General features: G+C 70.1%; 21 protein-coding genes. All 21 read right to left on the reverse strand.

Translation table 11 applies throughout. From position 1 onward, the window contains the following. Nucleotides 1–11: 11 nt before the first annotated feature. The 21 genes from ABZ621_RS08710 to ABZ621_RS08810 all read right to left on the reverse strand — a co-directional run bounded on the left by ABZ621_RS08710 (nucleotide 12) and on the right by ABZ621_RS08810 (nucleotide 21,965). Complete coding sequence (locus ABZ621_RS08710) at nucleotides 12–386, reverse strand: F0F1 ATP synthase subunit epsilon (RefSeq protein ID WP_360602104.1); 375 nt, start codon at nucleotides 384–386, stop codon at nucleotides 12–14. A 114-nt stretch (nucleotides 387–500) separates the two neighbouring features. Further along, the gene (atpD, locus tag ABZ621_RS08715) at nucleotides 501–1,943 is read right to left on the reverse strand and encodes a F0F1 ATP synthase subunit beta (protein ID WP_200427651.1); all 1,443 of its coding nucleotides are present in this window, start codon (nucleotides 1,941–1,943) and stop codon (nucleotides 501–503) included. Next, the gene (locus ABZ621_RS08720) at nucleotides 1,943–2,860 is read right to left on the reverse strand and encodes a F0F1 ATP synthase subunit gamma (RefSeq protein ID WP_360602107.1); all 918 of its coding nucleotides are present in this window, start codon (nucleotides 2,858–2,860) and stop codon (nucleotides 1,943–1,945) included. Before ABZ621_RS08720 ends, atpD begins: the two co-directional genes overlap by 1 nt. Nucleotides 2,861–2,880: 20 nt before the next feature. Next, nucleotides 2,881–4,479, reverse strand: a complete 1,599-nt coding sequence (gene atpA / locus ABZ621_RS08725; protein WP_030762238.1) for a F0F1 ATP synthase subunit alpha — start codon at nucleotides 4,477–4,479, stop codon at nucleotides 2,881–2,883. A 137-nt stretch (nucleotides 4,480–4,616) separates the two neighbouring features. Further along, nucleotides 4,617–5,432: a F0F1 ATP synthase subunit delta gene (locus ABZ621_RS08730; RefSeq protein ID WP_360602109.1), complete on the reverse strand. Its 816-nt coding sequence runs from the start codon at nucleotides 5,430–5,432 to the stop codon at nucleotides 4,617–4,619. Then, on the reverse strand, nucleotides 5,429–5,974 hold the full coding sequence (locus tag ABZ621_RS08735) for a F0F1 ATP synthase subunit B (RefSeq protein ID WP_360602111.1): 546 nt from the start codon (nucleotides 5,972–5,974) through the stop codon (nucleotides 5,429–5,431). Before ABZ621_RS08735 ends, ABZ621_RS08730 begins: the two co-directional genes overlap by 4 nt. 44 nt (nucleotides 5,975–6,018) lie before the next feature. After that, nucleotides 6,019–6,249, reverse strand: a complete 231-nt coding sequence (atpE, locus tag ABZ621_RS08740; protein ID WP_006346597.1) for an ATP synthase F0 subunit C — start codon at nucleotides 6,247–6,249, stop codon at nucleotides 6,019–6,021. A gap of 90 nt (nucleotides 6,250–6,339) precedes the next feature. Next, complete coding sequence (atpB, locus tag ABZ621_RS08745; protein WP_043219694.1) at nucleotides 6,340–7,149, reverse strand: F0F1 ATP synthase subunit A; 810 nt, start codon at nucleotides 7,147–7,149, stop codon at nucleotides 6,340–6,342. A gap of 225 nt (nucleotides 7,150–7,374) precedes the next feature. Beyond that, nucleotides 7,375–7,788 carry a hypothetical protein gene (locus ABZ621_RS08750; protein ID WP_360602113.1) on the reverse strand — a complete coding sequence of 138 codons (414 nt, stop codon included), beginning with the start codon at nucleotides 7,786–7,788 and terminating at the stop codon, nucleotides 7,375–7,377. Nucleotides 7,789–8,083: 295 nt separating this feature from the next. After that, nucleotides 8,084–9,391, reverse strand: coding sequence for an MraY family glycosyltransferase (locus ABZ621_RS08755; protein WP_360602115.1), 1,308 nt, complete (start codon nucleotides 9,389–9,391; stop codon nucleotides 8,084–8,086). Between the two features lie 119 nt (nucleotides 9,392–9,510). After that, the gene (gene glyA / locus ABZ621_RS08760; protein ID WP_360602117.1) at nucleotides 9,511–10,758 is read right to left on the reverse strand and encodes a serine hydroxymethyltransferase; all 1,248 of its coding nucleotides are present in this window, start codon (nucleotides 10,756–10,758) and stop codon (nucleotides 9,511–9,513) included. A 95-nt stretch (nucleotides 10,759–10,853) separates the two neighbouring features. Next, the gene (locus ABZ621_RS08765; RefSeq protein WP_360602119.1) at nucleotides 10,854–11,498 is read right to left on the reverse strand and encodes a protein-tyrosine-phosphatase; all 645 of its coding nucleotides are present in this window, start codon (nucleotides 11,496–11,498) and stop codon (nucleotides 10,854–10,856) included. Further along, nucleotides 11,495–12,142 (reverse strand): L-threonylcarbamoyladenylate synthase, encoded by a 648-nt coding sequence (locus ABZ621_RS08770; RefSeq protein ID WP_360602121.1) that lies wholly within the window; start codon nucleotides 12,140–12,142, stop codon nucleotides 11,495–11,497. The genes ABZ621_RS08765 and ABZ621_RS08770 overlap by 4 nt, the downstream gene beginning before the upstream one ends. A gap of 40 nt (nucleotides 12,143–12,182) precedes the next feature. Continuing rightward, a complete protein-coding gene (gene prmC, locus ABZ621_RS08775; RefSeq protein ID WP_359523374.1) occupies nucleotides 12,183–13,028 on the reverse strand; it encodes a peptide chain release factor N(5)-glutamine methyltransferase in 846 nt (281 codons plus the stop codon). A gap of 50 nt (nucleotides 13,029–13,078) precedes the next feature. Then, a complete protein-coding gene (gene prfA, locus ABZ621_RS08780) occupies nucleotides 13,079–14,155 on the reverse strand; it encodes a peptide chain release factor 1 (RefSeq protein WP_360602123.1) in 1,077 nt (358 codons plus the stop codon). A gap of 97 nt (nucleotides 14,156–14,252) precedes the next feature. Beyond that, nucleotides 14,253–14,477, reverse strand: a complete 225-nt coding sequence (gene rpmE / locus ABZ621_RS08785; RefSeq protein ID WP_030761597.1) for a 50S ribosomal protein L31 — start codon at nucleotides 14,475–14,477, stop codon at nucleotides 14,253–14,255. A 148-nt stretch (nucleotides 14,478–14,625) separates the two neighbouring features. Next, the gene (locus ABZ621_RS08790; protein ID WP_360602125.1) at nucleotides 14,626–15,723 is read right to left on the reverse strand and encodes an LCP family protein; all 1,098 of its coding nucleotides are present in this window, start codon (nucleotides 15,721–15,723) and stop codon (nucleotides 14,626–14,628) included. 219 nt (nucleotides 15,724–15,942) lie between these two features. Beyond that, entirely contained in the window at nucleotides 15,943–17,973 is a 2,031-nt protein-coding gene (gene rho, locus ABZ621_RS08795) for a transcription termination factor Rho (protein WP_360602127.1), read from the reverse strand. A gap of 427 nt (nucleotides 17,974–18,400) precedes the next feature. Beyond that, the gene (gene thrB / locus ABZ621_RS08800) at nucleotides 18,401–19,318 is read right to left on the reverse strand and encodes a homoserine kinase (protein ID WP_360602129.1); all 918 of its coding nucleotides are present in this window, start codon (nucleotides 19,316–19,318) and stop codon (nucleotides 18,401–18,403) included. 280 nt (nucleotides 19,319–19,598) lie between these two features. Further along, a complete protein-coding gene (thrC, locus tag ABZ621_RS08805; protein ID WP_360602131.1) occupies nucleotides 19,599–20,669 on the reverse strand; it encodes a threonine synthase in 1,071 nt (356 codons plus the stop codon). Nucleotides 20,670–20,675: 6 nt separating this feature from the next. After that, a complete protein-coding gene (locus ABZ621_RS08810; RefSeq protein ID WP_360602282.1) occupies nucleotides 20,676–21,965 on the reverse strand; it encodes a homoserine dehydrogenase in 1,290 nt (429 codons plus the stop codon). Nucleotides 21,966–22,007: the final 42 nt, after the last annotated feature.

The raw sequence follows: 22,007 nt of genomic DNA on the forward strand, positions 1-22,007 counted from the left end.
TCGCCGGTCCGCTAGCGGACCGATACCGCGCGCAGCCGGACCTCGGCGCGCCGCTCGGCGGCGGCGTCCTCCTCCGACTTGGCACGCTCCAGCGCGCGCTCGGCACGCTGGGCGTCGATCTCGTCCGCCAGCTCGGCGATCTCCGCGAGCAGGGACAGCTTGTCGTCGGCGAAGGAGATGAACCCGCCGTGGACGGCGGCCACGACGGTGGCGCCCTCGCTCGTACGGATGGTCACCGGGCCCGACTCCAGCACACCGAGCAGCGGCTGGTGACCGGGCATGACGCCGATGTCGCCGGAGGTGGTACGCGCGATGACCAGGGTGGCCTCGCCGGACCAGACACTCCGGTCCGCGGCGACCAGCTCGACGTGCAGCTCAGCAGCCAAGGGTGGGCTCCTCGGTTCACCACCCGGCGGTGCTGCCGGGTGTTGGGATCAATTCTAAGGGGCGTGGAGAGGGGGGCGGAAACGGCTCCCGCCCCCCTCGGGCGAGCACGGGGCTCAGGAGACGCCGAGCTCCTTGGCGTTGTTCTTGAGGTCCTCAAGACCACCGCACATGAAGAACGCCTGCTCCGGGAAGTGGTCGAACTCGCCGTCGCAGATCGCGTTGAACGCGGCGATCGACTCGTCCAGCGGAACGTCCGAACCGTCCACACCGGTGAACTGCTTGGCGGCGTGGGTGTTCTGCGACAGGAAGCGCTCGACACGACGCGCACGGTGCACGACGAGCTTGTCCTCCTCGCTGAGCTCGTCGATACCGAGGATCGCGATGATGTCCTGGAGGTCCTTGTACTTCTGCAGGATGCCCTTGACGCGCATGGCGGCGTCGTAGTGGTCCTGCGCGATGTAGCGCGGGTCCAGGATCCGGGACGTGGAGTCCAGCGGGTCCACGGCCGGGTAGATGCCCTTCTCGGAGATCGGACGGGAGAGAACCGTCGTCGCGTCGAGGTGGGCGAAGGTGGTCGCCGGCGCCGGGTCGGTGAGGTCGTCGGCGGGGACGTAGATCGCCTGCATCGAGGTGATCGAGTGACCACGGGTCGAGGTGATGCGCTCCTGGAGGAGACCCATCTCGTCGGCCAGGTTCGGCTGGTAGCCCACCGCGGAGGGCATACGGCCGAGCAGGGTCGACACCTCGGAACCGGCCTGGGTGAAGCGGAAGATGTTGTCGATGAAGAACAGCACGTCCTGCTTCTGCACATCGCGGAAGTACTCCGCCATGGTCAGACCGGCGAGGGCGACGCGGAGACGGGTGCCCGGGGGCTCGTCCATCTGGCCGAAGACCAGGGCGGTCTTGTCCAGAACGCCGGACTCTTCCATTTCCGCGATGAGGTCGTTGCCCTCACGGGTGCGCTCGCCGACGCCGGCGAAGACGGAAACGCCCTCGTGCAGCTTGGCCACACGCATGATCATTTCCTGGATCAGAACGGTCTTGCCGACACCGGCACCACCGAACAGACCGATCTTTCCACCCTTGACGTACGGGGTGAGAAGGTCGACGACCTTGAGGCCGGTCTCGAACATCTCGGTCTTCGACTCGAGGTCCGCGAACGCCGGGGCCTTGCGGTGGATGGACCAGCGCTCGCTGACCTCCGACTCCGCCTCGGGCTCGTTCAGGATCTGACCCAGCGTGTTGAACACGCGGCCCTTGGTGACGTCGCCGACGGGCACGGTGATGCCGTCGCCGGTGTCGACCACGGGGGCCTGGCGGACCAGACCGTCGGTGGGCTGCATCGAGATGGTGCGGACGACGCCGTCACCCAGGTGCTGCGCGACCTCGAGGGTCAGCGTCTTGAGCGCGCCCTCCTCGGCCGGGTCGGCGACCTGGACGTGCAGGGCGTTGTAGATCTCCGGCATCGCGTCGACGGGGAACTCCACGTCGACGACCGGGCCGATGACCCGGGCGACGCGGCCCGTGGCGGCGGCCGTCTCAACAGTGGTCGTCATTACTTGTCACTCCCCGCGGTCGCGTCGGCCAGGGCTGCGGTGCCACCGACGATCTCGCTGATTTCCTGGGTGATTTCGGCCTGTCGGGCCGCGTTGGCAAGTCGGGAGAGGTTGTTGATCAAGTCTCCCGCGTTGTCGGTCGCCGACTTCATCGCGCGCCGCGTCGCGGCGTGCTTGGACGCCGACGACTGGAGCAGCGCGTTGTAGATGCGGCTCTCGACGTAGCGCGGCAGAAGGGCGTCCAGGACGTCCTCCGCCGACGGCTCGAAGTCGTACAGCGGGCGGAGCGTGTCCGACTCGCCGGCCTCCTTCGCGACCTCGTCGAGGCTGAGGGGCAGCAGCCGGGCCTCGACCGCCGTCTGCGTCATCATCGAGACGAACTCGGTGTAGACGATGTGGAGCTCGTCCACACCACCCTCGGCCGTGGCCTTCTCGATCGCCTCGATCAGCGGCTCGCCGATCTTCTTGGCGTCCGCGTACGTCGGCTCGTCCGTGAAGCCGGCCCACGAGCCGGCCAGCTTGCGCTCACGGAAGTTGAAGTGCGCGATGCCGCGGCGGCCGACGACGTAGACGTCGACCTCGCGCCCCGCACCCTCCAGCCGCTTGATGAGCTGCTCCGCCGCCTTGATGGCGTTGGAGTTGAAGGCGCCGGCCAGACCGCGGTCGCTCGCGAGGAGCAGTACCGCGGCACGGGTCGGGTTCTCGGCCTCGGTGGTCAGCGGGTGCTTGTCGTTCGCACCCGTGGCCACCGCGGTCACCGCGCGGGTGAGCTCGGTGGCGTACGGGGTCGAGGACTGCACCTTGCGCTGAGCCTTGACCACGCGCGAGGCGGCGATCATCTCCATCGCCTTGGTGATCTTCTTCGTCGCGGTGACGGATTTGATGCGACGCTTGTAGACCCGGAGCTGCGCTCCCATGAGTCAGGTCCCTTCCGTCGTCACTTCGAGACGTTGACGGCGGCAGGGGCGTCCTCGCCGAGCAGCTTGCCGTCAGAGGTCTCGAACTGCTTCTTGAACTCCGCGATGGCGTCGGCGACGGCCGTCAGGGTGTCGTCCGACATCTTCTTGCCCTCGCGGATGGAGGTCATGAGACCGGAGTGGTTCTGGCGGAGGTACGCCAGGAGCTCGGCCTCGAAGCGACGGATGTCGGCGACCGGGACGTCGTCCATCTTGCCGGTGGTACCGGCCCACACGGAGACGACCTGGTTCTCGGTCGGCATCGGCTGGTACTGAGCCTGCTTGAGCAGCTCGACCATGCGCTGACCGCGCTCCAGCTGCGCCTTCGAGGCCGCGTCCAGGTCGGAACCGAAGGCCGCGAAGGCCTCCAGCTCACGGAACTGGGCGAGGTCCACGCGGAGGCGGCCGGCGATCTGCTTCATGGCCGGGTGCTGGGCGGAGCCACCGACTCGGGAGACCGAGATACCGACGTTCAGGGCCGGGCGCTGGCCGGCGTTGAACAGGTCGGACTCCAGGAAGCACTGGCCGTCGGTGATGGAGATGACGTTGGTCGGGATGAACGCCGAGACGTCGTTCGCCTTGGTCTCGACGATCGGCAGACCGGTCATCGAGCCGGCACCGAGCTCGTCCGAGAGCTTGGCGCAGCGCTCGAGGAGACGCGAGTGCAGGTAGAAGACGTCACCCGGGTAGGCCTCACGGCCCGGCGGGCGGCGCAGCAGCAGCGACACGGCGCGGTAGGCGTCGGCCTGCTTCGACAGGTCGTCGAAGATGATCAGGACGTGCTTGCCGTCGTACATCCAGTGCTGGCCGATGGCCGAGCCGGTGTACGGGGCGAGGTACTTGAAGCCGGCCGGGTCGGACGCCGGGGCGGCGACGATCGTCGTGTACTCGAGCGCACCGGCCTCCTCCAGCGCGCCGCGCACGGACGCGATGGTGGAGCCCTTCTGGCCGACGGCGACGTAGATGCAGCGGACCTGCTTGTTCACGTCGCCCGAGCGCCAGTTGTCGCGCTGGTTGATGATCGTGTCGACGGCCAGGGCGGTCTTGCCCGTCTGGCGGTCGCCGATGATCAGCTGACGCTGACCACGGCCGACCGGGGTCATGGCGTCGACGGCCTTGTAGCCGGTCTCCATCGGCTCGTGGACCGACTTACGGGCCATGACGCCCGGGGCCTGCAGCTCGAGGGCGCGGCGGCCCTCGGTCGCGATCTCGCCGAGACCGTCGATCGGGTTGCCGAGCGGGTCGACGACGCGACCCAGGTATCCCTCACCGACGCCGACGGAGAGGACCTCGCCGGTGCGCTGCACCGACTGCCCCTCCTCGATGCCGCTGAACTCACCGAGAACGATCGCACCGATCTCGCGCTCTTCGAGGTTCAGCGCGAGACCGAGGGTGCCGTCCTCGAACTTCAGCAGCTCGTTCGCCATGGCCGAGGGAAGACCCTCGACCTTCGCGATGCCGTCACCGGCCAGGCTGACCGTGCCGACCTCCTCGCGCGAGGCCGCGTCCGGCTGGTACGACTGGACGAAGGTCTCCAGCGCGTCCCGGATCTCCTCCGGCCGGATCGTGAGCTCCGCCATCTGGGTTCCCTGCTCTCCTTGTTGGGCCCGAAGTTTCTTAAGGGGTCTGGGGGCCGACCCCCAGGAATCTTCTGCAATCTCTGCACGGCCCAACCGGGCCGCTGTGATGCGTGTTGTGTTGCCGACGGCCGAAGCCGTCAGCCGGCCAGCCGCCGCTTCGCCTCGCCGAGGCGCTCGGAGACCGTGCCGTCGATGACCTCGTCGCCGACCCGCACCGAGATCCCGCCGAGGACCGCGGGGTCCACGTCCAGGTTCAGGTGCATCTCGCGGCCGTACAGCTTCGCCAGTACGGCGCCGAGGCGCTGCTTCTGCTGGTCGGACAGCGGCACCGCCGAGGTGACGACTGCGACCATCCGGTTCCGGCGCGCCGCGGCGAGCTTGGACAGGGACTCGAGTCCCACCTCCAGGCTACGTCCCCGGGGCTGGGTCACCAGACGGACGACCAGGCGCTCGGTGGTGGCGTTGGCCTTGCCGCCGAGCAGCGTGCGCAGCAGCTCGCCCTTGGCGGCGGGCTTCGCGGTCTTGTCCGTCAGCGCCGAGCGGAGCTCGGTGCTGGAGGTCACGATCCTGCCGAAGCGGAACAGCTCGTCCTCGACGTCGTCGAGGGCGCCCGTCTTCTGGGCCGCGGTGAGGTCGGCGGTGTTCGCCAGCTCCTCGGCCGCGTCGACGAGGTCGCGGGAGCGCGACCAGCGGGACCGGACCATGCCGGACACCAGGTCGACGGTCTCGCCGCCCACCTGACCGGTCAGGAGTCGCTGCGCGAGCTCGGCCTTGGCCTCACCCGACTGCGCGGGGTCGGTAAGGACCCGGCGCAGCGACACCTCGCGGTCGAACAGGACGGTGACCGAGGCCAGCTCGTCCGCAAGCTTCGCCGCGTCGACCGAGGTGTTGTCGGTCAGCGCGTCGAGGGACTCGCGGGCGGCGGCCAGTGCCTCACGGCTCGCTCCGTTCATCGGACGGCCTCTGCCTTCTCCTCGAGCTCATCGAGGAAGCGGTCGATCGTGCGGCTCTGGCGGGCGACGTCCTGGAGGGACTCGCCGACCAGCTTGCCGGCCAGGTCCGTGGCGAGCTTGCCGACGTCCTGACGCAGGGAGGAGGAAGCGGCCTTGCGGTCGGCCTCGATCTGCGTGTGACCGGCGGCGATGATCTCCTCGCGCTGGCGCTGGCCCTCCGCCTTCATCTCCTGGATGATCGCGGTGCCCTGCTCCGTCGCCTCCTGGCGGAGACGCGCGGCCTCGTGGCGGGCCTCGGCAAGCTGTGCCTTGTACTGCTCCAGCACACTCTGAGCCTCGATCTGGGCCGACTCGGCCTTCTCGATGCCACCCTCGATGGCCTCGCGGCGCTCGACCAGAACCTTGTTGATGTTCGGGAGGAGCTTCTTGGCGAGGAAGCCGAAGACGATGACGAAGGCGATCAGGCCGATGACGAGCTCGTCAAGATGCGGGAGGAGGGGGGGCTGGGGCTCCCCCTCGGCCGCAAGAAGCAGAGCGTTCACATCAGTGCCTTCCGTGAAAATGTGGCTGTCGTCGAGAAGCAGGCTTAGTAGACGAAGCCCATGACGATGCCGATGAGGGCGAGCGCCTCACAGAAGGCGAAACCCATGATCTGGTTGGTGCGGATCAGGCCGGCCGCCTCGGGCTGGCGGGCGAGGGCCTGGGTGCCGTTACCGAAGATGATGCCGACGCCGACGCCGGGGCCGATCGCGGCGAGGCCGTAACCGATGGCGGCGACGTTGCCTTCGACAGCAGCAAGGGTCTGGAGAGCGGACATGCCGGTTCTTCCTTCTCTTTCAAGGACCCGGTGGGGGTTGGCCACCGGAGACTGCGGGGTGGGTGGTGGAGCTGGTCCGTGGCAGGGGGCTCAGTGGTGCTCGGAGAGCGCGCCCTGGACGTAGCTGCAGGCCAGGAGGACGAAGACGTACGCCTGGACGGCCTGGATGAAGAGCTCGAAGGCGGTCATCACGAGGACCATCACGAAGGACGTGCCGGCGTAGATCACGCCGATGCCGTTGAGCAGGTACCAGGAGGCCAGCGAGAACATCACGATCAGCAGGTGACCGGCGAACATGTTCGCGAACAGTCGGACCGCGTGCGTGAAGGGCCGGATGATCAGGTTCGAGAAGAACTCGAGGACGACGACCAGCGGGAGGATCGGGCCGAGGGACTTGTCCCAGCCGACGATGTTCTTCCAGCCGCCGACGAAGCCGTGCTTCTTGAAGGTCAGCGAGACCCAGAGGACGTACACGATCAGCGCGAGGGCCGCCGGGAAGGCGATCAGCGAGGTGACCGGGAACTGGGCCAGCGGGATGATCGACCAGAGGTTCATCATCCAGACGAGGAAGAACATCGACACCATGAAGGGGACGTACTTCTCGCCGTCCTTCTTGCCGATGATCTCGTAGACGATGCCGCGGCGCACGAAGTCGTAACCGGCCTCGCCGATCATCTGCATCTTGCCGGGGACCAGCTTCGGCTTACGGAAGGCCGCCCAGAAGAAACCGACCACCACGACCGAGCTCAGGACCGCGAGCAGCATGGGCTTGGTCAGCTCGAAGCTGCCCCACGTCGCGATCGGCTCGTAGATGAACGTGTGCAGGCCCGGAGCCGGGAAGCCACATCCGGTGAAGATGTGGCAATCCGGGTCGAAGGCAAGCGTCTGGTCAGCACTCACCGCGGGCTCCTTCAGCGTGGCGCATAGGTACGGCAACCTCGTTGTGTCGGCGCGGCGCGCAGCCGCGGGTCGGCACTGGACTGGTCTTACGGATAGGGGGGCGGCGGGTCGGCTTCGAGCCTCGCGCTGGGACAGGCGCCTCTTCGGATGCCCGCGCCCGCAATGCCGCAGTTGGCACCGGACGATAGCAGGAAGCCGAACGCGTCTTTATACCGGCCCTACCCCTCACGGCTTCGAACCCGTTTTCCCGGGCTCGACGTACGCGATCTTGGCCTTCATGTAGGCACGAGCCTGGGCCGCGACCCACACCACGGTCGTCGCGAGCACCGTGAAGGCGAAGGCCTTGAAGTCGAACACCGTGGTGCCCTTCAACACGGCCAGGAAGACGAAGAGAACCAGCAGCTGCGTCGTGTAGAGCAAGAGCCCCATGGCCTGGAACAGCTGCGGGTGCTTCCTTGCCGTCCGCTGGAGCACCAGCATCCCGAGGCCCATGAAGAGGAGGACGACCAGGCTGCCGAGCACGGCGCCGATCGCGCCCTTCCCGCCGGCGACGATGCCGCTGATCACCGTGGCGATGGCGCCGACGGCGGCAGTGGGTACGACGGCCGAGAGAAGGAGGCGTGCGTCGGTGGAAGGCATGGCGGTGTCTCCGCTGTCATGAAGGGGGCGATGGTGTCGTCAGGGACGAGCGTATGCCCGGTCCGAGGTGGGTCTCGGGGCCAACAGACCGTCGCACTACGGTCTTTCGGCACTGTCGCCGGGTCTCGTGAACCGTATCACAAACTATTTGAATAGGTCTTTACTCATGAGGTGTGCCAACTGTCACACATGAGGGTTACAACGCGCGATTGTGCGCGACAGCAGGGCACCTTGTCTGGTATTGGGCCCAACTGAGGCTTTCGCCGACCGCCGCTGACGCGGCGTCACTCCGGCGTCAACTCGGCGTTCCGGCCTTCCTCCGGTCGGAGAAGCGCGAACGGTGACCGATGGCCGTCGAGCCGTGCAGCCCGGCCGGGACCGGAACCCGCTCCTCCTCCGCCGCCTCGTGCTCCGGCTCCGGCTCCAGGGCCCGCTTCCGACGCCGGTACCGCGGCGGAACCAGGGCCTCCGCCCAGCGGGGAGTCCGCGGCGAGAAGCGCGGCAGCAGGAGCAGCACCAGACCGAGGGCGCTCAGCACGGTGACGGCGAGGACGATCCACATCGACGTCGAGTGGACCGAGTACGCGAGCGTGCCGAAGGCGATCAGCGCCGACCAGAAGTACATGATCAGCACGGCCCGGCTGTGCGAGTGGCCGATCTCCAGGAGCCGGTGGTGCAGGTGGCCGCGGTCGGCGGCGAAGGGCGACTGGCCCTTCCAGGTCCGCCGGACGATCGCCAGGACCAGGTCGGTCATCGGGATCGCGATGATGGTGAGCGGCAGGATCAGCGGGATGAAGACGGGCAGGGCCGCGTGGGTCGCCTGCCGGGTCGAGCCCTCGAAGATCTTCAGGGTGTCCGGGTCCACCTGGCCCGTGATCGAGATGGCGGAGGCGGCGAGGATCAGGCCGATCAGCATCGAGCCCGAGTCGCCCATGAAGATCCGCGCCGGGTGCATGTTGTGCGGCAGGAAGCCCAGGCACATGCCCATCAGGATCGCGGCGAAGAGGGTCGCGGGGGCGGCCGCCTCGATCGTGTAGCCGTACCAGAGGCGGTACGCGTACAGGAAGAAGGCGCCGGTGGCGATGCACACCATGCCGGCGGCGAGACCGTCGAGGCCGTCGACGAAGTTGACCGCGTTGATGGTGAGGACGACCAGGGCGACCGTCAGGAGGGTGCCCTGCCACTGGGTCAGCGCGACCGTGCCGACACCCGGGATCGGCAGCCACAGGATCGTCAGACCCTGCGCCACCATCACGCCGGCCGAGATCATCTGGGCGCCCAGCTTGATCAGCGCGTCCAGCTCGAACTTGTCGTCCAGGACGCCGATCAGCCAGATCAGGGCCGCGCCGGAGAGCAGCGCGCGGGGCTCGTTCGACTGCTCGAAGACGCTGTTGAGGTTCTGCAGGTGGTCGGCGACGAGCAGACCGGCGCACAGCCCGAAGAACATGGCGATGCCACCGAGCCGCGGAGTCGGTTCTCGGTGTACGTCGCGCGCACGGATCTCCGGCATCGCGCCGGTCGCGATGGCGAACTTCCGCACCGGACCGGTCAGCAGATAGGTCACCGCGGCCGTGACACAGAGCGTCAGCAGGTAATCACGCACGGGCTGTCCCCACAGGAATCGCTGGCCATCTCAGCCCCACACCCTAGCCGTGCCGTCCATGTGGTTGGAGACACCCCAGGCCCCTGAACGGTTGCGGACGCCCTTCGGTCGTCCGCCGCTCACCGTCCATACGGGGGAAAACTGCTGGTCAGCTCTCGTACGTCGGCGCGTACCCGAGCCGTTTCCTCCGGTTCGCCGCGCAGCGCCGCGGTGAACAGCGCGGCGATCCTGGCCATCTCCGGGGCGCCCATCCCCTGTGTGGTGACCGCGGCGGTGCCGAGCCTGATGCCGCGCCCGTCCCCGTACGGCAGGGCGCAGGTGTCCAGGACCATGCCGGCGGCGGCGAGCCGGGCGCGGGCCGTACGGCCGTCGACGCCCAGCGGGGAGGGGTCGGCGGTGATGAGGTGGGTGTCGGTGCCGCCGGTGGTCAGCGCGAAGCCCTCGGCGGAGAGCGCGGCCGCGAGCACGCGCGCGTGCTCGACCACCCGATGGGCGTACCCGGTGAAGGCCGGAGTGGACGCCTCCCCCAGGGCGACCGCCTTCGCCGCGATGGTGTGCATCTGGGCGCCGCCCTGGGTGAACGGGAAAACCGCCCGGTCGATCCGCTCGGCCAGCTCCGCCGTGCACAGCACCATCCCGCCGCGCGGACCGCGCAGCACCTTGTGGGTGGTGGCGCAGACGACGTCGGCGTACGGGACGGGGTTCGGAGCCGCTCCCCCGGCGACGAGGCCGATGGGGTGGGCGGCGTCGGCGATGAGGTACGCCCCGACCTCGTCGGCGACGGCCCGGAAGAGGGCGTAGTCGGGGTGGCGGGGGTAGGAGATCGAGCCGCAGACGATCGCCGTGGGGCGGTGGTGGCGGGCGAGGGCGGCGAGCTGCTCGTAGTCGATGAGCCCGGTCTCGGCGTCGACGCCGTACGGGACGAAGTCGAACCAGCGTCCTGAGAAGTTGGCGGGCGAACCGTGCGTGAGGTGCCCGCCGTGGTCCAGGCCCATGGCGAGGACCGTGTCACCGGGCCTCAGAAGGGCCGCGTACGCCGCCAGGACGGCCGCGGAGCCCGAGTGCGGCTGCAGGTTGGCATGATCGGCTCCGAAGAGCGCGGTGGCCCGCTCCACGGCGATCCGCTCGGCCGCGTCGGCGTACTCGCAGCCGCCGTGGTACCGGGCGCCCGGATACCCCTCGGCGTACTTGTTCGCGAGCGTCGACCCCAGCGTCGCGAGCACCGCGGGCGAGGTGAAGTTCTCCGCCGCGATCAGCTGGAGCGTCTCCGCCTGCCGCCGCGCCTCCCCCGCCAGCACGTCGGCGATCTGCGGATCCTGCCGCCGCAGGACGTCGAGGACCTCTTCCGGGGGCGCGCTGACCGACATGGCTGACTCCGAGCCTGGGGGACGTAGCACCAATGTAGGCGCGGCGCCCCGAGCCCGCCCCCGGAGCGTCCCCCCTTCCCGACGCGCCCCTCGCGTCAGCGCCGCGTCGGGACGCCCGTCAGGGCGGTGACGACCGGGTCCAGGGCTTCCTGGATTTCGTCGCCGATGGAGCGGAAGACGGTGATGGGGGCGCCGTAGGGGTCGTTGACCTCGTCCGCTTCGGCGGAGGGGGCCAGGAGCCACCCGCGTAGAGCGGCGGCCGCGCGGACCAGGGCGCGGGCGCGTTCGACCACGCCGTCGCGGGGGTCCGGGAGGGTGGCGGGGTCGATGGCGCGGACCAGGCGGGTGAACTCCTTCAGGGTGAAGGTGCGCAGTCCGGCCGAGTGGCCCATCGAGATGACCTGCGCGCGGTGGTCGCGGGTCGCGGTGAGGACGAGGTCGGCGCGGATGACGTGCTCGTCGAGGAGTTCGCGGCCGACGAAGCCGCTGTGGTCGGCGCCGAAGTCGGCGAGGACCAGCTCGGCGTTGGTCTCCATGGGGGCGCCCTCGTGGCCCCAGGTGCCGGCGCTCTCCACGATGAGGCCCCGGCCGAGCCCGTCGCCGAGCCGCTGGAGCAGGGCGTGGCGGGTCAGCCGCTCGGTGATGGGCGAGCGGCAGACGTTGCCGGTGCTGACGTGGAGGATGCGGAAGGTGGTGTCGAGCTCGTACCCCGCTATGCCACGCCCCTCAGGGGCGGTCAACTGGCCACCTCGAGGTCGGGTACGACCTTGCGGAGCTCCTCCGGTGACAGCGCGCCCTCGCGCAGCAGCACCGGGATCTTGCCCGTGACGTCGACGATGGAGGAGGGGACGTTGCCGGGCGTCGGACCGCCGTCGAGGTAGACGGAGACGGAGTCGCCGAGCATCTGCTGGGCGGCGTCGCAGTCCTCGGGCGCCGGGTGCCCGGAGAGGTTGGCGGAGGAGACGGCCATCGGGCCGACCTCGGTGAGCAGCTCGATGGCGACCGGGTGCAGCGGCATGCGGATGGCGACGGTGCCGCGGGTGTCGCCGAGGTCCCACTGGAGGGACGGCTGGTGGCGGGCGACCAGGGTGAGCGGGCCGGGCCAGAAGGCGTCGACGAGCTCCCACGCGTGCTCGGAGAAGTCCGTGACGAGGCCGTGCAGCGTGTTCGGGGAGCCGATGAGGACGGGGGTGGGCATGCCGCGGCCCCGGCCCTTGGCGGCGAGCAGCTCGGCGACGGCCTCGCTGCCGAAGGCGTCCGCGCCGAGTCCGTACACGGTGTCGGTGGGGAGCACGACGAGCTCGCCGCGGCGCACGGCCGACGCGGCTTCGCGCAGGCCGGTCGCGCGGTCGGTCGCCTCGTTGCAGTCGTATCGGCGTGCCATCAGTCGCGCTCCTCCTCAGTCGTGGTGGTGCGGTGCCGGCTCACGGCATCGCCTTGCGGGCGGTCGCGAAACGCGGCCGGTTGTTCAGGTCGGGGTGGTCGGCGGCGTCCGCCCAGCCGGCCTCCTCGTTGAAGATCCACGGCACCTGGCCGCCCTGGGTGTCGGCGTGCTCGATGACGACGAGGCCGCCGGGGCGGAGCAGCCGGTGCGCGGTGCGCTCGATGCCGCGGATGGTGTCGAGGCCGTCCTCGCCGGAGAAGAGCGCCATCTCGGGGTCGTGGTCGCGGGCCTCGGGGGCGACGTACTCCCACTCGGTGAGGGGGATGTACGGCGGGTTGGAGATGACCAGGTCGACCTGGCCGTTGAGCTCCGGGAGGGCGGTGAGCGCGTCGCCCTGGTGGACGGTGACGCGGGAGCCGGCGGCGTTCTTGCGGGTCCAGACGAGCGCGTCGTCGGAGAGCTCGACGGCGTGGACGCGCGAGCGCGGCACCTCCTGGGCCATGGCGAGGGCGATGGCGCCGGAGCCGGTGCAGAGGTCGACGATGAGCGGTTCGACGACGTCCATCGCGCGGACGGCGTCTATGGCCCAGCCGACCACCGACTCGGTCTCCGGGCGGGGCACGAAGACCCCGGGGCCGACCTGGAGCTCCAGGTAGCGGAAGAACGCCCGGCCGGTGATGTGCTGGAGGGGTTCGCGCGCCTCGCGGCGGGCGATGGCCTCCCAGTAGCGGGCGTCGAAGTCGGCGTCCTTGACGTTGTGCAGCTCCCCCCGCTTGACGCCGTGCACGAACGCGGCGAGCTCCTCGGCGTCGAAACGCGGTGAGGGAACGCCGGCGTCGGCCAGCCGCTGGGTGGCCTGGGCCACCTCGGCAAGCAGCAGGTTCACGCTGGTCCTCCGTGGTGCGGGGTGGGGCGGGGAGAGGTGCCTCGGGCCGGTCAGGTCGCGGCGAGCTTGGCCGCGGAGTCGGCGTCGACGCAGGCCTGGATGACGGCGTCGAGCTCGCCGTCGAGGACCTGGTCGAGGTTGTACGCCTTGAAGCCGACGCGGTGGTCGGAGAGGCGGTTCTCCGGGAAGTTGTACGTGCGGATCTTCTCGGAGCGGTCGACGGTGCGGACCTGGCTGCGGCGGGCGTCGGCGGCCTCGGCCTCGGCCTTCTCCTGGGCGGCGGCGAGGAGCCGGGAGCGCAGGATGCGCATGGCCTGCTCCTTGTTCTGGAGCTGGCTCTTCTCGTTCTGGCACGAGGCGACGATGCCGGTCGGCAGGTGGGTGATGCGGACCGCGGAGTCGGTGGTGTTGACCGACTGGCCGCCGGGGCCGGAGGAGCGGTAGACGTCGATGCGCAGGTCGTTGGCGTGGATCTCGACGTCGACCTCCTCGGCCTCGGGCGTGACGAGCACGCCGGCGGCGGAGGTGTGGATGCGGCCCTGCGACTCCGTGGCGGGCACGCGCTGCACGCGGTGGACGCCGCCCTCGTACTTGAGGCGGGCCCAGACGCCCTGGCCGGGCTCGGTGGCGCCGTTGCCGCCCTTGGTCTTCACGGCGACCTGGACGTCCTTGTAGCCGCCGAGCTCGGACTCGGTGGCGTCGATGAGCTCGGTCTTCCAGCCGACGCGCTCGGCGTAGCGGAGGTACATCCGGAGCAGGTCCCCGGCGAAGAGGGCGGACTCGTCGCCGCCGGCGCCGGCCTTGATCTCCAGGATGACGTCCTTGTCGTCGCTGGGGTCGCGGGGGATCAGCAGGAGGCGGAGCTTCTCGGTGAGCTCCTCGCGCTGCTTCTCCAGCTCCTTGACCTCGGCGGCGAAGTCGGGATCGTCGTGCGCGAACTCGCGCGCGGTCTCGATGTCGTCCCCGGTCTGCTTCCAGGAGCGGTACGCGCCGACGATCGGGGTCAGCTCGGCGTAGCGCTTGTTCAGCTTGCGCGCGTTGGCCTGGTCGGCGTGGACCGACGGGTCCGCGAGCTTCTTCTCGAGGTCGGCGTGCTCGCCGACCAGTTCCTCGACCGCCTCGAACATCTTCGGGCTCCTGGTTTCGTCTGTTGCTACGGGGACGCCAAAGCGCCGGTCCCGGCCGCCCCGCGCAGGGGCGGCCGATGACCGGCGCGGGGGCTCGCTACTTCTTGGCGGAGCCGGCGGCCTTGCCGAAGCGGGCCTCGAAGCGGGCCACGCGGCCGCCGGTGTCGAGGATCTTCTGCTTGCCCGTGTAGAACGGGTGGCACTCGGAGCAGACCTCGGCACGGATGGTGCCCTCGGTCAGGGTGCTACGGGTGGTGAACGACGCGCCACAGGTGCAGCTGACCTGGGTCTCGACGTACTCGGGGTGGATCTCGCGCTTCAAGGTGTCTCCTAGTTCCGGGAGGGCGCCGGGTCGTCGCCGCGGGTTGCGGCGGACGTGAACCGGGGCCGACGTACCAGTCTGCCAGGACTGGCCGCATCTCCCCAAACCGGGGTGGCGGCGACGGTATTCCCCGGGCCGGATTCCGGGGCTAGCCGATCACGCCCTCGGCCTTGCCGGTGGCCGCGTCCTCCGTGGCGGAGGCCGGGACGGGGCGGTCGGCCCGGAGGGCCTTCCAGACCTGTTCGGCCTGGGCTTCGAGGGGCACGACGCGGTTGGGGTCCACGGGGTCGTACGTGACGGGCAGCGTGATCATCTGGACGTCGTCGGCGCCGAGCCCGGACAGGCCCTGGGCGAAGCCCATGAGCTCCTGGACGGAGTCGAGCTCGGAGTCGGGCCTGATGGCCTTGGTGGCGGCGTCGGCGAGGTCGAGGAGCCTCTTGGGGTTGGTCCCGGCGCCGACGTCCTTGACCTGCTCGATGAAGGCCTTCATGAAGGCCTGCTGGAGCTGGATGCGGCCGAGGTCGCTGCCGTCGCCGACGCTCTTGCGGGTGCGGACGAGGCCGAGGGACTGCTCGCCGTCGAGGGTGTGGGTGCCGGGCTCCAGGTCGAGGTGGCTCTTGGAGTCCTTGATGGGCCGCGTGGTGGTGATCTCGACGCCGCCGAGGGTGTCGATGAGCTTCTTGAAGCCGGTGAAGTCGACCTCGATGTAGTGGTCCATGCGGATGCCGGACAGGGACTCGACGGTCTTGACGGCGCAGGCGGGTCCGCCGACCTCGTACGCGGTGTTGAACATGGCGCGGCTCTGGCCGGCGACCTCGTCGCCCCGCTCGTCGGTGCAGGCGGGGCGTTCTATGAGGGTGTCGCGGGGGATGGAGACGACGCTGGCCTTCTTGTGGCCCTCGTAGACGTGGAGGACCATCGCGGTGTCGGAGCGGGCGCCGCCCTCGTCCTTGCCGTAGGCGCCGTTGTCGCCGGAGCGGGAGTCGGAGCCGAGGACGAGGATGTCCATCGAGCCGTCGTCGACGTTCTTGGGGCGGTCGGTGCCGAGCTGGGCGTTGATGTCGACGCCCTGGATGTTGCCGTCGAGCTTGAGGTACACGTAGCCGAGTCCGGCGCCGGCCAGGACGAGCACGGCGGTGGCGCCGGACACGGCTATGGCGATCCGGCGGCGGCGTGCGGCGGTCGGTTTGCGGCGGCGTCCGGTGGCGCCGCCGCGTGCGCGCCCGCTCTTGTTCTGCTCGGTCATCGTCTTCCCTCGGGCCTATGGTTCACCTTTTGTGACGGCGAAGCATCCGAAAGGGTTGCATAGCGATCTGTGAGGTTTCGATGAGCGAGCTGTCCACAACGCACTGTGCCCACCGCTCGGGGAGCGGTGGGCACAGTGTTCGCGCAGGTCACGAACGGGTTACGGCTCCGAGGCCGTCACCCGCGGTGTGACGAGGGTCTCCCCCCGTCACCGACGGCGTCAGTCGTTGTTGGCGCCCGGCGTCGTCTTCTGGATCTGCAGCAGGAACTCGGCGTTCGACTTCGTCTGCTTGAGCTTGTCCAGGAGCAGCTCGATGGCCTGCTGCTGGTCGAGCGCGTGCAGCACGCGGCGGAGCTTCCAGGTGATGGCGAGCTCGTCGCTGCCGAGGAGGATCTCCTCCTTGCGGGTGCCCGAGGCGTCGACGTCGACGGCCGGGAAGATCCGCTTGTCGGCGAGCTTCCGGTCGAGCTTGAGCTCCATGTTGCCGGTGCCCTTGAACTCCTCGAAGATCACCTCGTCCATGCGCGAGCCGGTGTCGACCAGCGCGGTGGCCAGGATGGTCAGCGAGCCGCCGTCCTCGATGTTGCGCGCGGCACCGAAGAAGCGCTTCGGCGGGTAGAGCGCGGTCGAGTCGACACCACCGGACAGGATGCGGCCGGAGGCGGGCGCCGCGAGGTTGTACGCGCGGCCCAGACGGGTGATGGAGTCCAGCAGGACGACCACGTCGTGACCCAGCTCGACGAGACGCTTGGCGCGCTCGATGGCCAGCTCGGCGACGGTGGTGTGGTCCTCGGCCGGGCGGTCGAAGGTCGAGGAGATGACCTCGCCCTTCACCGACCGCTGCATGTCGGTGACCTCTTCCGGACGCTCGTCGACCAGGACGACCATCAGGTGGCACTCGGGGTTGTTGTGGGTGATCGCGTTGGCGATCGCCTGCATGATCATGGTCTTGCCGGTCTTCGGCGGGGCCACGATCAGACCGCGCTGGCCCTTGCCGATCGGCGACACGAGGTCGATGATCCGCGTGGTCAGCACGCCCGGGTCGGACTCCAGACGGAGCCGGTCCTGGGGGTACAGCGGCGTCAGCTTGTTGAACTCGGGGCGGCCGCGGCCGGAGTCCGGCGCCATGCCGTTGGTCGAGTCGAGGCGGACCAGCGCGTTGAACTTCTCGCGGCGCTCGCCCTCCTTCGGCTGGCGGACCGCGCCGGTGAGGTGGTCGCCCTTGCGCAGACCGCTCTTGCGGACCTGGGCGAGGGAGACGTACACGTCGTTCGGACCCGGCAGGTAGCCGGAGGTCCGGATGAACGCGTAGTTGTCGAGGATGTCCAGGATGCCCGCGACGGGGATCAGGACGTCGTCGTCGGAGACCTGCGGCTCGCCGGCGGCGAACTCGTCGCGACCACGACGGCCACGGCGGTCGCGGTAGCGGCCGCGACGGCCACGGCGGCCGCCCTCGAAGTCGTCGTCGTCGTCCTGCGGGGCGCCGCCCTGCGGACGCTGGCCCTGACCCTGCTGCTGGCCCTGACCCTGGCCCTGGCCCTGGCCCTGGCCCTGACGCTGCTGGTCCTTGCGCTGGCCGCCGCCCTGCTGCTGCTCGTCGCCCTTGCCGCGCTCGCGCTGGCGGTCACGACGGTCCCGGCGGTCACGACGGGTGCGGCCCTCGGCGCCGTCCACGGCGGCCTCGGCCTTCTCGCCCTGCTGCTCGCCCTTGACCTCGGTACGCACCTCGGCCTTCACGGCCTGCGCACCCTCGGCGCCCTCCGGCGAACCGGCGGGAGCGGTGGCACGGCGGCGGCGGCGCTCGCCGGCCGGCTGCTCGTCGCCCTGGTCGGCACCGGCCGACTTCGACGGCTGGCCCGGGATGTCGATCTGCTGCTGGGCGGGGGCCTGCTCGGCCTTCTCCGCCTTCGGCTCGGCGGCCTCGGCGGACTCGCCCGTGCGGGCCTTGGACGTGGCGCGGCGCTTCGGCTTGGTCTCGGCGGCGGCCTCGGTCTTGGCGGGGGCGGCGGAGCCGGAACCGGCCTGCGCCTCCTTGATGACCTCGATCAGCTGGCTCTTGCGCATCCGCGCGGTGCCCCTGATGCCGAGGCCGGACGCGACCTGCTGCAGCTCGGCCAGGACCATGCCCTCGAGGCCGGTGCCGGAGCGGCGGCGCCGTGCGGTGCCGCTGCTGGCAGCACCTGCGGCGGGCGCGGCGGCGTCGACAGTGCTGTCGGCAGTCACGCCCATCAGATCGGTGGTGTCGCTCACGAAGGGTCCTTCCCTGGAGCGGACGTCGGCCCTGTGGCTCGGCGACCGGTTGTGCTGTCCGGCAGCGGTCCTGGTTGGTGGACCGTGTCCGGGGCGGTGGTCCCGCCGGGATGCGGCGAGAGAGAGAAACGTGCTGTGGGTCCGGCCCGAGCGCCCCCTGCTCGGCCCTCGCATGGAATGAGCGAGGGGTGTCGTGCCGGTTCCGGAGCGTGCTCGAAACTGCTCAGGCAGGCTGCTCAGGCAGTTGGGGAGGCTCCCGGAAGAATGTGTGGTCCCTGAGGGGACACTCCGCACCGCTCCACAAAGAGGTCGGGTGCAGACTTGAGGTTAACACTACCGGCTCCAACAAACATTCCCCCTCTCACTCACCGGCAATCGCGTGTTCAGGACGCTGCCCGGCGTCCCTGGCACCTGCCGCCGCCGCGCCTCAGGGCGCCAGCGGCAGCACGCTCGCCCCGGGCGCGTCGAGGTCGAGCCGGTTCGCGGCCCAGCCCTCGCCCGCGAGGAGGGCGACCTTGTCGGCGGTCTTCTCGTCGGCCAGCGCGAGGACCGTGGGGCCCGCGCCGGAGATGACGGCGGGCACGCCGTCGGCCCGCAGCCTGTTGACCAGGGCGATGCTCTCCGGCATCGCGGGGGCCCGGTACTCCTGGTGGAGCCGGTCCTCGGTGGCCGCGAGCAGCAGTTCGGGGCGGCGGGTCAGGGCCTCGACGAGGAGGGCGGCGCGCCCGGCGTTGGCGGCGGCGTCCACGTGCGGGACGGTGCGCGGCAGCAGACCGCGGGCGGTCTCGGTCAGCACCGGCTTCCCGGGGACGAAAACCACCGGAACGATGGAATCCGAGGGATCCATCCTGATCGCCCGCGCGGCGCCGGACTCGGTCCAGGCGAGGGTGAAGCCGCCGAGCAGACAGGCGGCGACGTTGTCGGGGTGGCCCTCGATCTCGGTGGCCAGCTCCAGCAGGGCGGCCTCGTCGAGCTTGGCGTCCCCGCCTATGGTCACGGCGCGGGCGGCGACGATGCCGGCGCAGATGGCGGCGGAGGAGGAGCCGAGGCCGCGGCCGTGCGGGATGCGGTTGGCGCAGACGACCTCCAGGCCGCGCGGCTGCCCGCCGAGCAGGTCGAAGGCGGTGCGCAGGGAGCGTACGAGGAGGTGCCTCTCGTCGCGCGGGAGCGTCTCTGCGCCCTCTCCGGCGATGTCGATGTGCAGCCCGGAGTCGGCGACCCGGACGACGACGTCGTCGTAGAGGCCCAGCGACAGGCCGAAGGCGTCGAAGCCCGGGCCGAGGTTGGCGCTGGTGGCGGGGACGCGCACCCGTACGGCGGCGGCGCGGAACGCGGGACCGGCCATCGCTCGATGACTCTCCTTGACTGCGGCGACGTGGTGTTCAAGAGAAGTGCTGGGGAACCCGGAGTACCGTTTCGGCCGTTTCGGTCGCGGGGAGGCGACAACGGCAACGACACCACGCATATGCGTCGCGGCGGGTTCGGTACAGCCTATCGAAGGAAGGTTCTGTGGCGACATAGGGCGCACGGGAGGCGCACGATGCGTGTCGCGCGCCAACCTGTGCATCTGTGTGGGTTCCTGATCGGGTTTCGCCCGATCAGGAACCCACGTTCCCCCGATGGGTTCAGGCCAGTCCGAGCCGCTGCGCGGCGGTGGCGGCGTCCACCGGGACGGTGACCGGCTGCGGGGCGCCGGCGACGGCCCAGTCGGGGTCCTTCAGACCGTTTCCGGTCACGGTGCAGACGATCCGCTGGCCCGGGTCGACCTTGCCCTGCTCGGCGGCCTTCAGCAGACCGGCGACCGAGGCAGCGGAGGCGGGCTCCACGAAGACGCCCTCCTGCGCGGCCAACAGGCGGTAGGCGCGCAGGATCTCACGGTCCGTCACCTCGTCGATGAAGCCGCCCGACTCGTCGCGCGCGGCGATCGCGTAGTCCCAGGAGGCCGGGTTGCCGATGCGGATCGCGGTGGCGATGGTGGACGGGTCCTTGACGACCTCGCCGCGCACCAGCGGGGCCGAACCGGAGGCCTGGAAGCCCCACATGCGCGGGCGGTGGGTGGCGAGTCCGTCCTCGGCGTACTCGCGGTACCCCTTCCAGTACGCGGTGATGTTGCCCGCGTTGCCGACCGGCAGCACGTGGATGTCGGGCGCGTCGCCCAGCATGTCCACGATCTCGAACGCGGCGGTCTTCTGGCCCTCGATGCGGACCGGGTTGACCGAATTGACCAGCGCGACCGGGTAGTTGTCGGACAGTGCGCGGGCCAGGTCCAGGCAGTCGTCGAAGTTGCCGTCCACCTGGAGGATCTTCGCGCCGTGCACGAGGGCCTGGCCCATCTTGCCGAGCGCGATCTTGCCCTGCGGCACCAGGACCGCGGAGACCATCCCGGCCCGCACCGCGTACGCGGCGGCGGAGGCGGAGGTGTTGCCGGTGGAGGCGCAGATGACCGCCTTGGCGCCCTCCTCCTTCGCCCGGGTGATGGCCATGGTCATGCCCCGGTCCTTGAAGGAACCGGTGGGGTTGGCGCCCTCGACCTTGAGGTGCACCTCGCAGCCCGTGCGCTCGGAGAGGACCTGGGCGGGGACGAGCGGCGTACCGCCCTCACGGAGCGTGACGACCGGCGTCGTGTCCGTGACCGGAAGGCGGTCCCGGTACTCCTCGATGATGCCGCGCCACTGGTGGGTGCCCTGGTTGGTCATGGGTCCTTACTCCCCTTCAACACGCATGATGCTGGCGACACCGCGCACGGTGTCGAGCTTGCGCAGCGCCTCGACCGTCCCGGAGAGGGCGGCGTCGGCCGCGCGGTGGGTGACGACGACGAGCGATGCCTCGCCGTCCTTGCCCTGCTGGCGCACGGTATCGATCGATACGCCGTGCTCGGCGAAGACCGTCGCGACCTGGGCGAGGACGCCCGGCTTGTCGGCCACGTCGAGGCTGATGTGGTACCGCGTCACCACGTCGCCCATGGGGCTCACGGGCAGCTGGGTGTACGCGGACTCGCCGGGGCCCGTCGCCTCGTTGAGACGGTTGCGGCAGACGGCGACGACGTCGCCGAGAACGGCCGAGGCGGTCGGCGAACCGCCCGCGCCCGGACCGTAGAACATGAGCTGCCCGGCGGCCTCCGCCTCGACGAAGACCGCGTTGTACGCCTCGCGGACGGAGGCCAGCGGGTGGCTCAGCGGGATCATCGCGGGGTGCACGCGCGCGGTGACGGACTCGCCGTCGGCGGCCCGCTCGCAGATCGCGAGCAGCTTGATGGTGCAGCCCATCTCCTTGGCGGAGGCGAAGTCGGCGGCGGTGACCTCGGTCATGCCCTCGCGGTAGACGTCGTCGAGGCGCACGCGCGTGTGGAAGGCGATCCCGGCGAGGATGGCGGCCTTGGCGGCGGCGTCGAAGCCCTCGACGTCGGCGGTCGGGTCGGCCTCGGCGTACCCGAGCGCGGTCGCCTCGTCCAGGGCCTCCTGGTAGCCGGCGCCGGTCGAGTCCATCTTGTCGAGGATGAAGTTCGTGGTGCCGTTGACGATGCCCATGACGCGGTTGATCTTGTCGCCGGCGAGGGACTCGCGCAGCGGGCGGATCAGCGGGATGGCGCCGGCGACGGCGGCCTCGTAGTACAGGTCCTGCCCGTGCTGCTCGGCGGCGGCGTACAGGGTCGCGCCGTCCTGGGCGAGCAGCGCCTTGTTGGCGGAGACCACGGAGGCGCCGTGCTCGAAGGCGGTGGTGATGAGGGTGCGGGCCGGCTCGATCCCGCCGATGACCTCGACGACGACGTCGATGTCCCCGCGTTTGACCAGGGCGGTGGCGTCGGTGGTGATCAGCGCGGGGTCGATGCCGCCGCGGACCTTGTCGGGCCGGCGGACGGCGACGCCGGCGAGCTCGACCGGCGCGCCGATGCGCGCGGCGAGGTCGTCGGCGTGCGTCGTCATGATGCGCGCCACCTCGGAGCCGACAACTCCACAGCCCAGCAGCGCCACCTTCAGCGGACGCGTACGCATCATCCGACCTCGTTTCTCGTACTTCTGATTCGTATCTCTACG

Origin of the sequence: Streptomyces sp. NPDC007863 (genome assembly GCF_040633895.1) — a bacterium.
In the GTDB taxonomy this organism is placed as follows: domain Bacteria; phylum Actinomycetota; class Actinomycetes; order Streptomycetales; family Streptomycetaceae; genus Streptomyces.

Bases quoted from the DNA above. Each gene is read 5' to 3' on its own strand.
- atpD (WP_200427651.1), bottom strand. From the start codon at position 1,943: ATGACGACCACTGTTGAGACGGCCGCCGCCACGGGCCGCGTCGCCCGG.
- ABZ621_RS08720 (WP_360602107.1), bottom strand. From the start codon at position 2,860: ATGGGAGCGCAGCTCCGGGTCTACAAGCGTCGCATCAAATCCGTCACC.
- atpA (WP_030762238.1), bottom strand. From the start codon at position 4,479: ATGGCGGAGCTCACGATCCGGCCGGAGGAGATCCGGGACGCGCTGGAG.
- ABZ621_RS08730 (WP_360602109.1), bottom strand. From the start codon at position 5,432: ATGAACGGAGCGAGCCGTGAGGCACTGGCCGCCGCCCGCGAGTCCCTC.
- atpE (WP_006346597.1), bottom strand. From the start codon at position 6,249: ATGTCCGCTCTCCAGACCCTTGCTGCTGTCGAAGGCAACGTCGCCGCC.
- ABZ621_RS08750 (WP_360602113.1), bottom strand. From the start codon at position 7,788: ATGCCTTCCACCGACGCACGCCTCCTTCTCTCGGCCGTCGTACCCACT.
- glyA (WP_360602117.1), bottom strand. From the start codon at position 10,758: ATGTCGGTCAGCGCGCCCCCGGAAGAGGTCCTCGACGTCCTGCGGCGG.
- ABZ621_RS08770 (WP_360602121.1), bottom strand. From the start codon at position 12,142: ATGGCACGCCGATACGACTGCAACGAGGCGACCGACCGCGCGACCGGC.
- prfA (WP_360602123.1), bottom strand. From the start codon at position 14,155: ATGTTCGAGGCGGTCGAGGAACTGGTCGGCGAGCACGCCGACCTCGAG.
- ABZ621_RS08790 (WP_360602125.1), bottom strand. From the start codon at position 15,723: ATGACCGAGCAGAACAAGAGCGGGCGCGCACGCGGCGGCGCCACCGGA.
- thrB (WP_360602129.1), bottom strand. From the start codon at position 19,318: ATGGCCGGTCCCGCGTTCCGCGCCGCCGCCGTACGGGTGCGCGTCCCC.
- thrC (WP_360602131.1), bottom strand. From the start codon at position 20,669: ATGACCAACCAGGGCACCCACCAGTGGCGCGGCATCATCGAGGAGTAC.
- ABZ621_RS08810 (WP_360602282.1), bottom strand. From the start codon at position 21,965: ATGCGTACGCGTCCGCTGAAGGTGGCGCTGCTGGGCTGTGGAGTTGTC.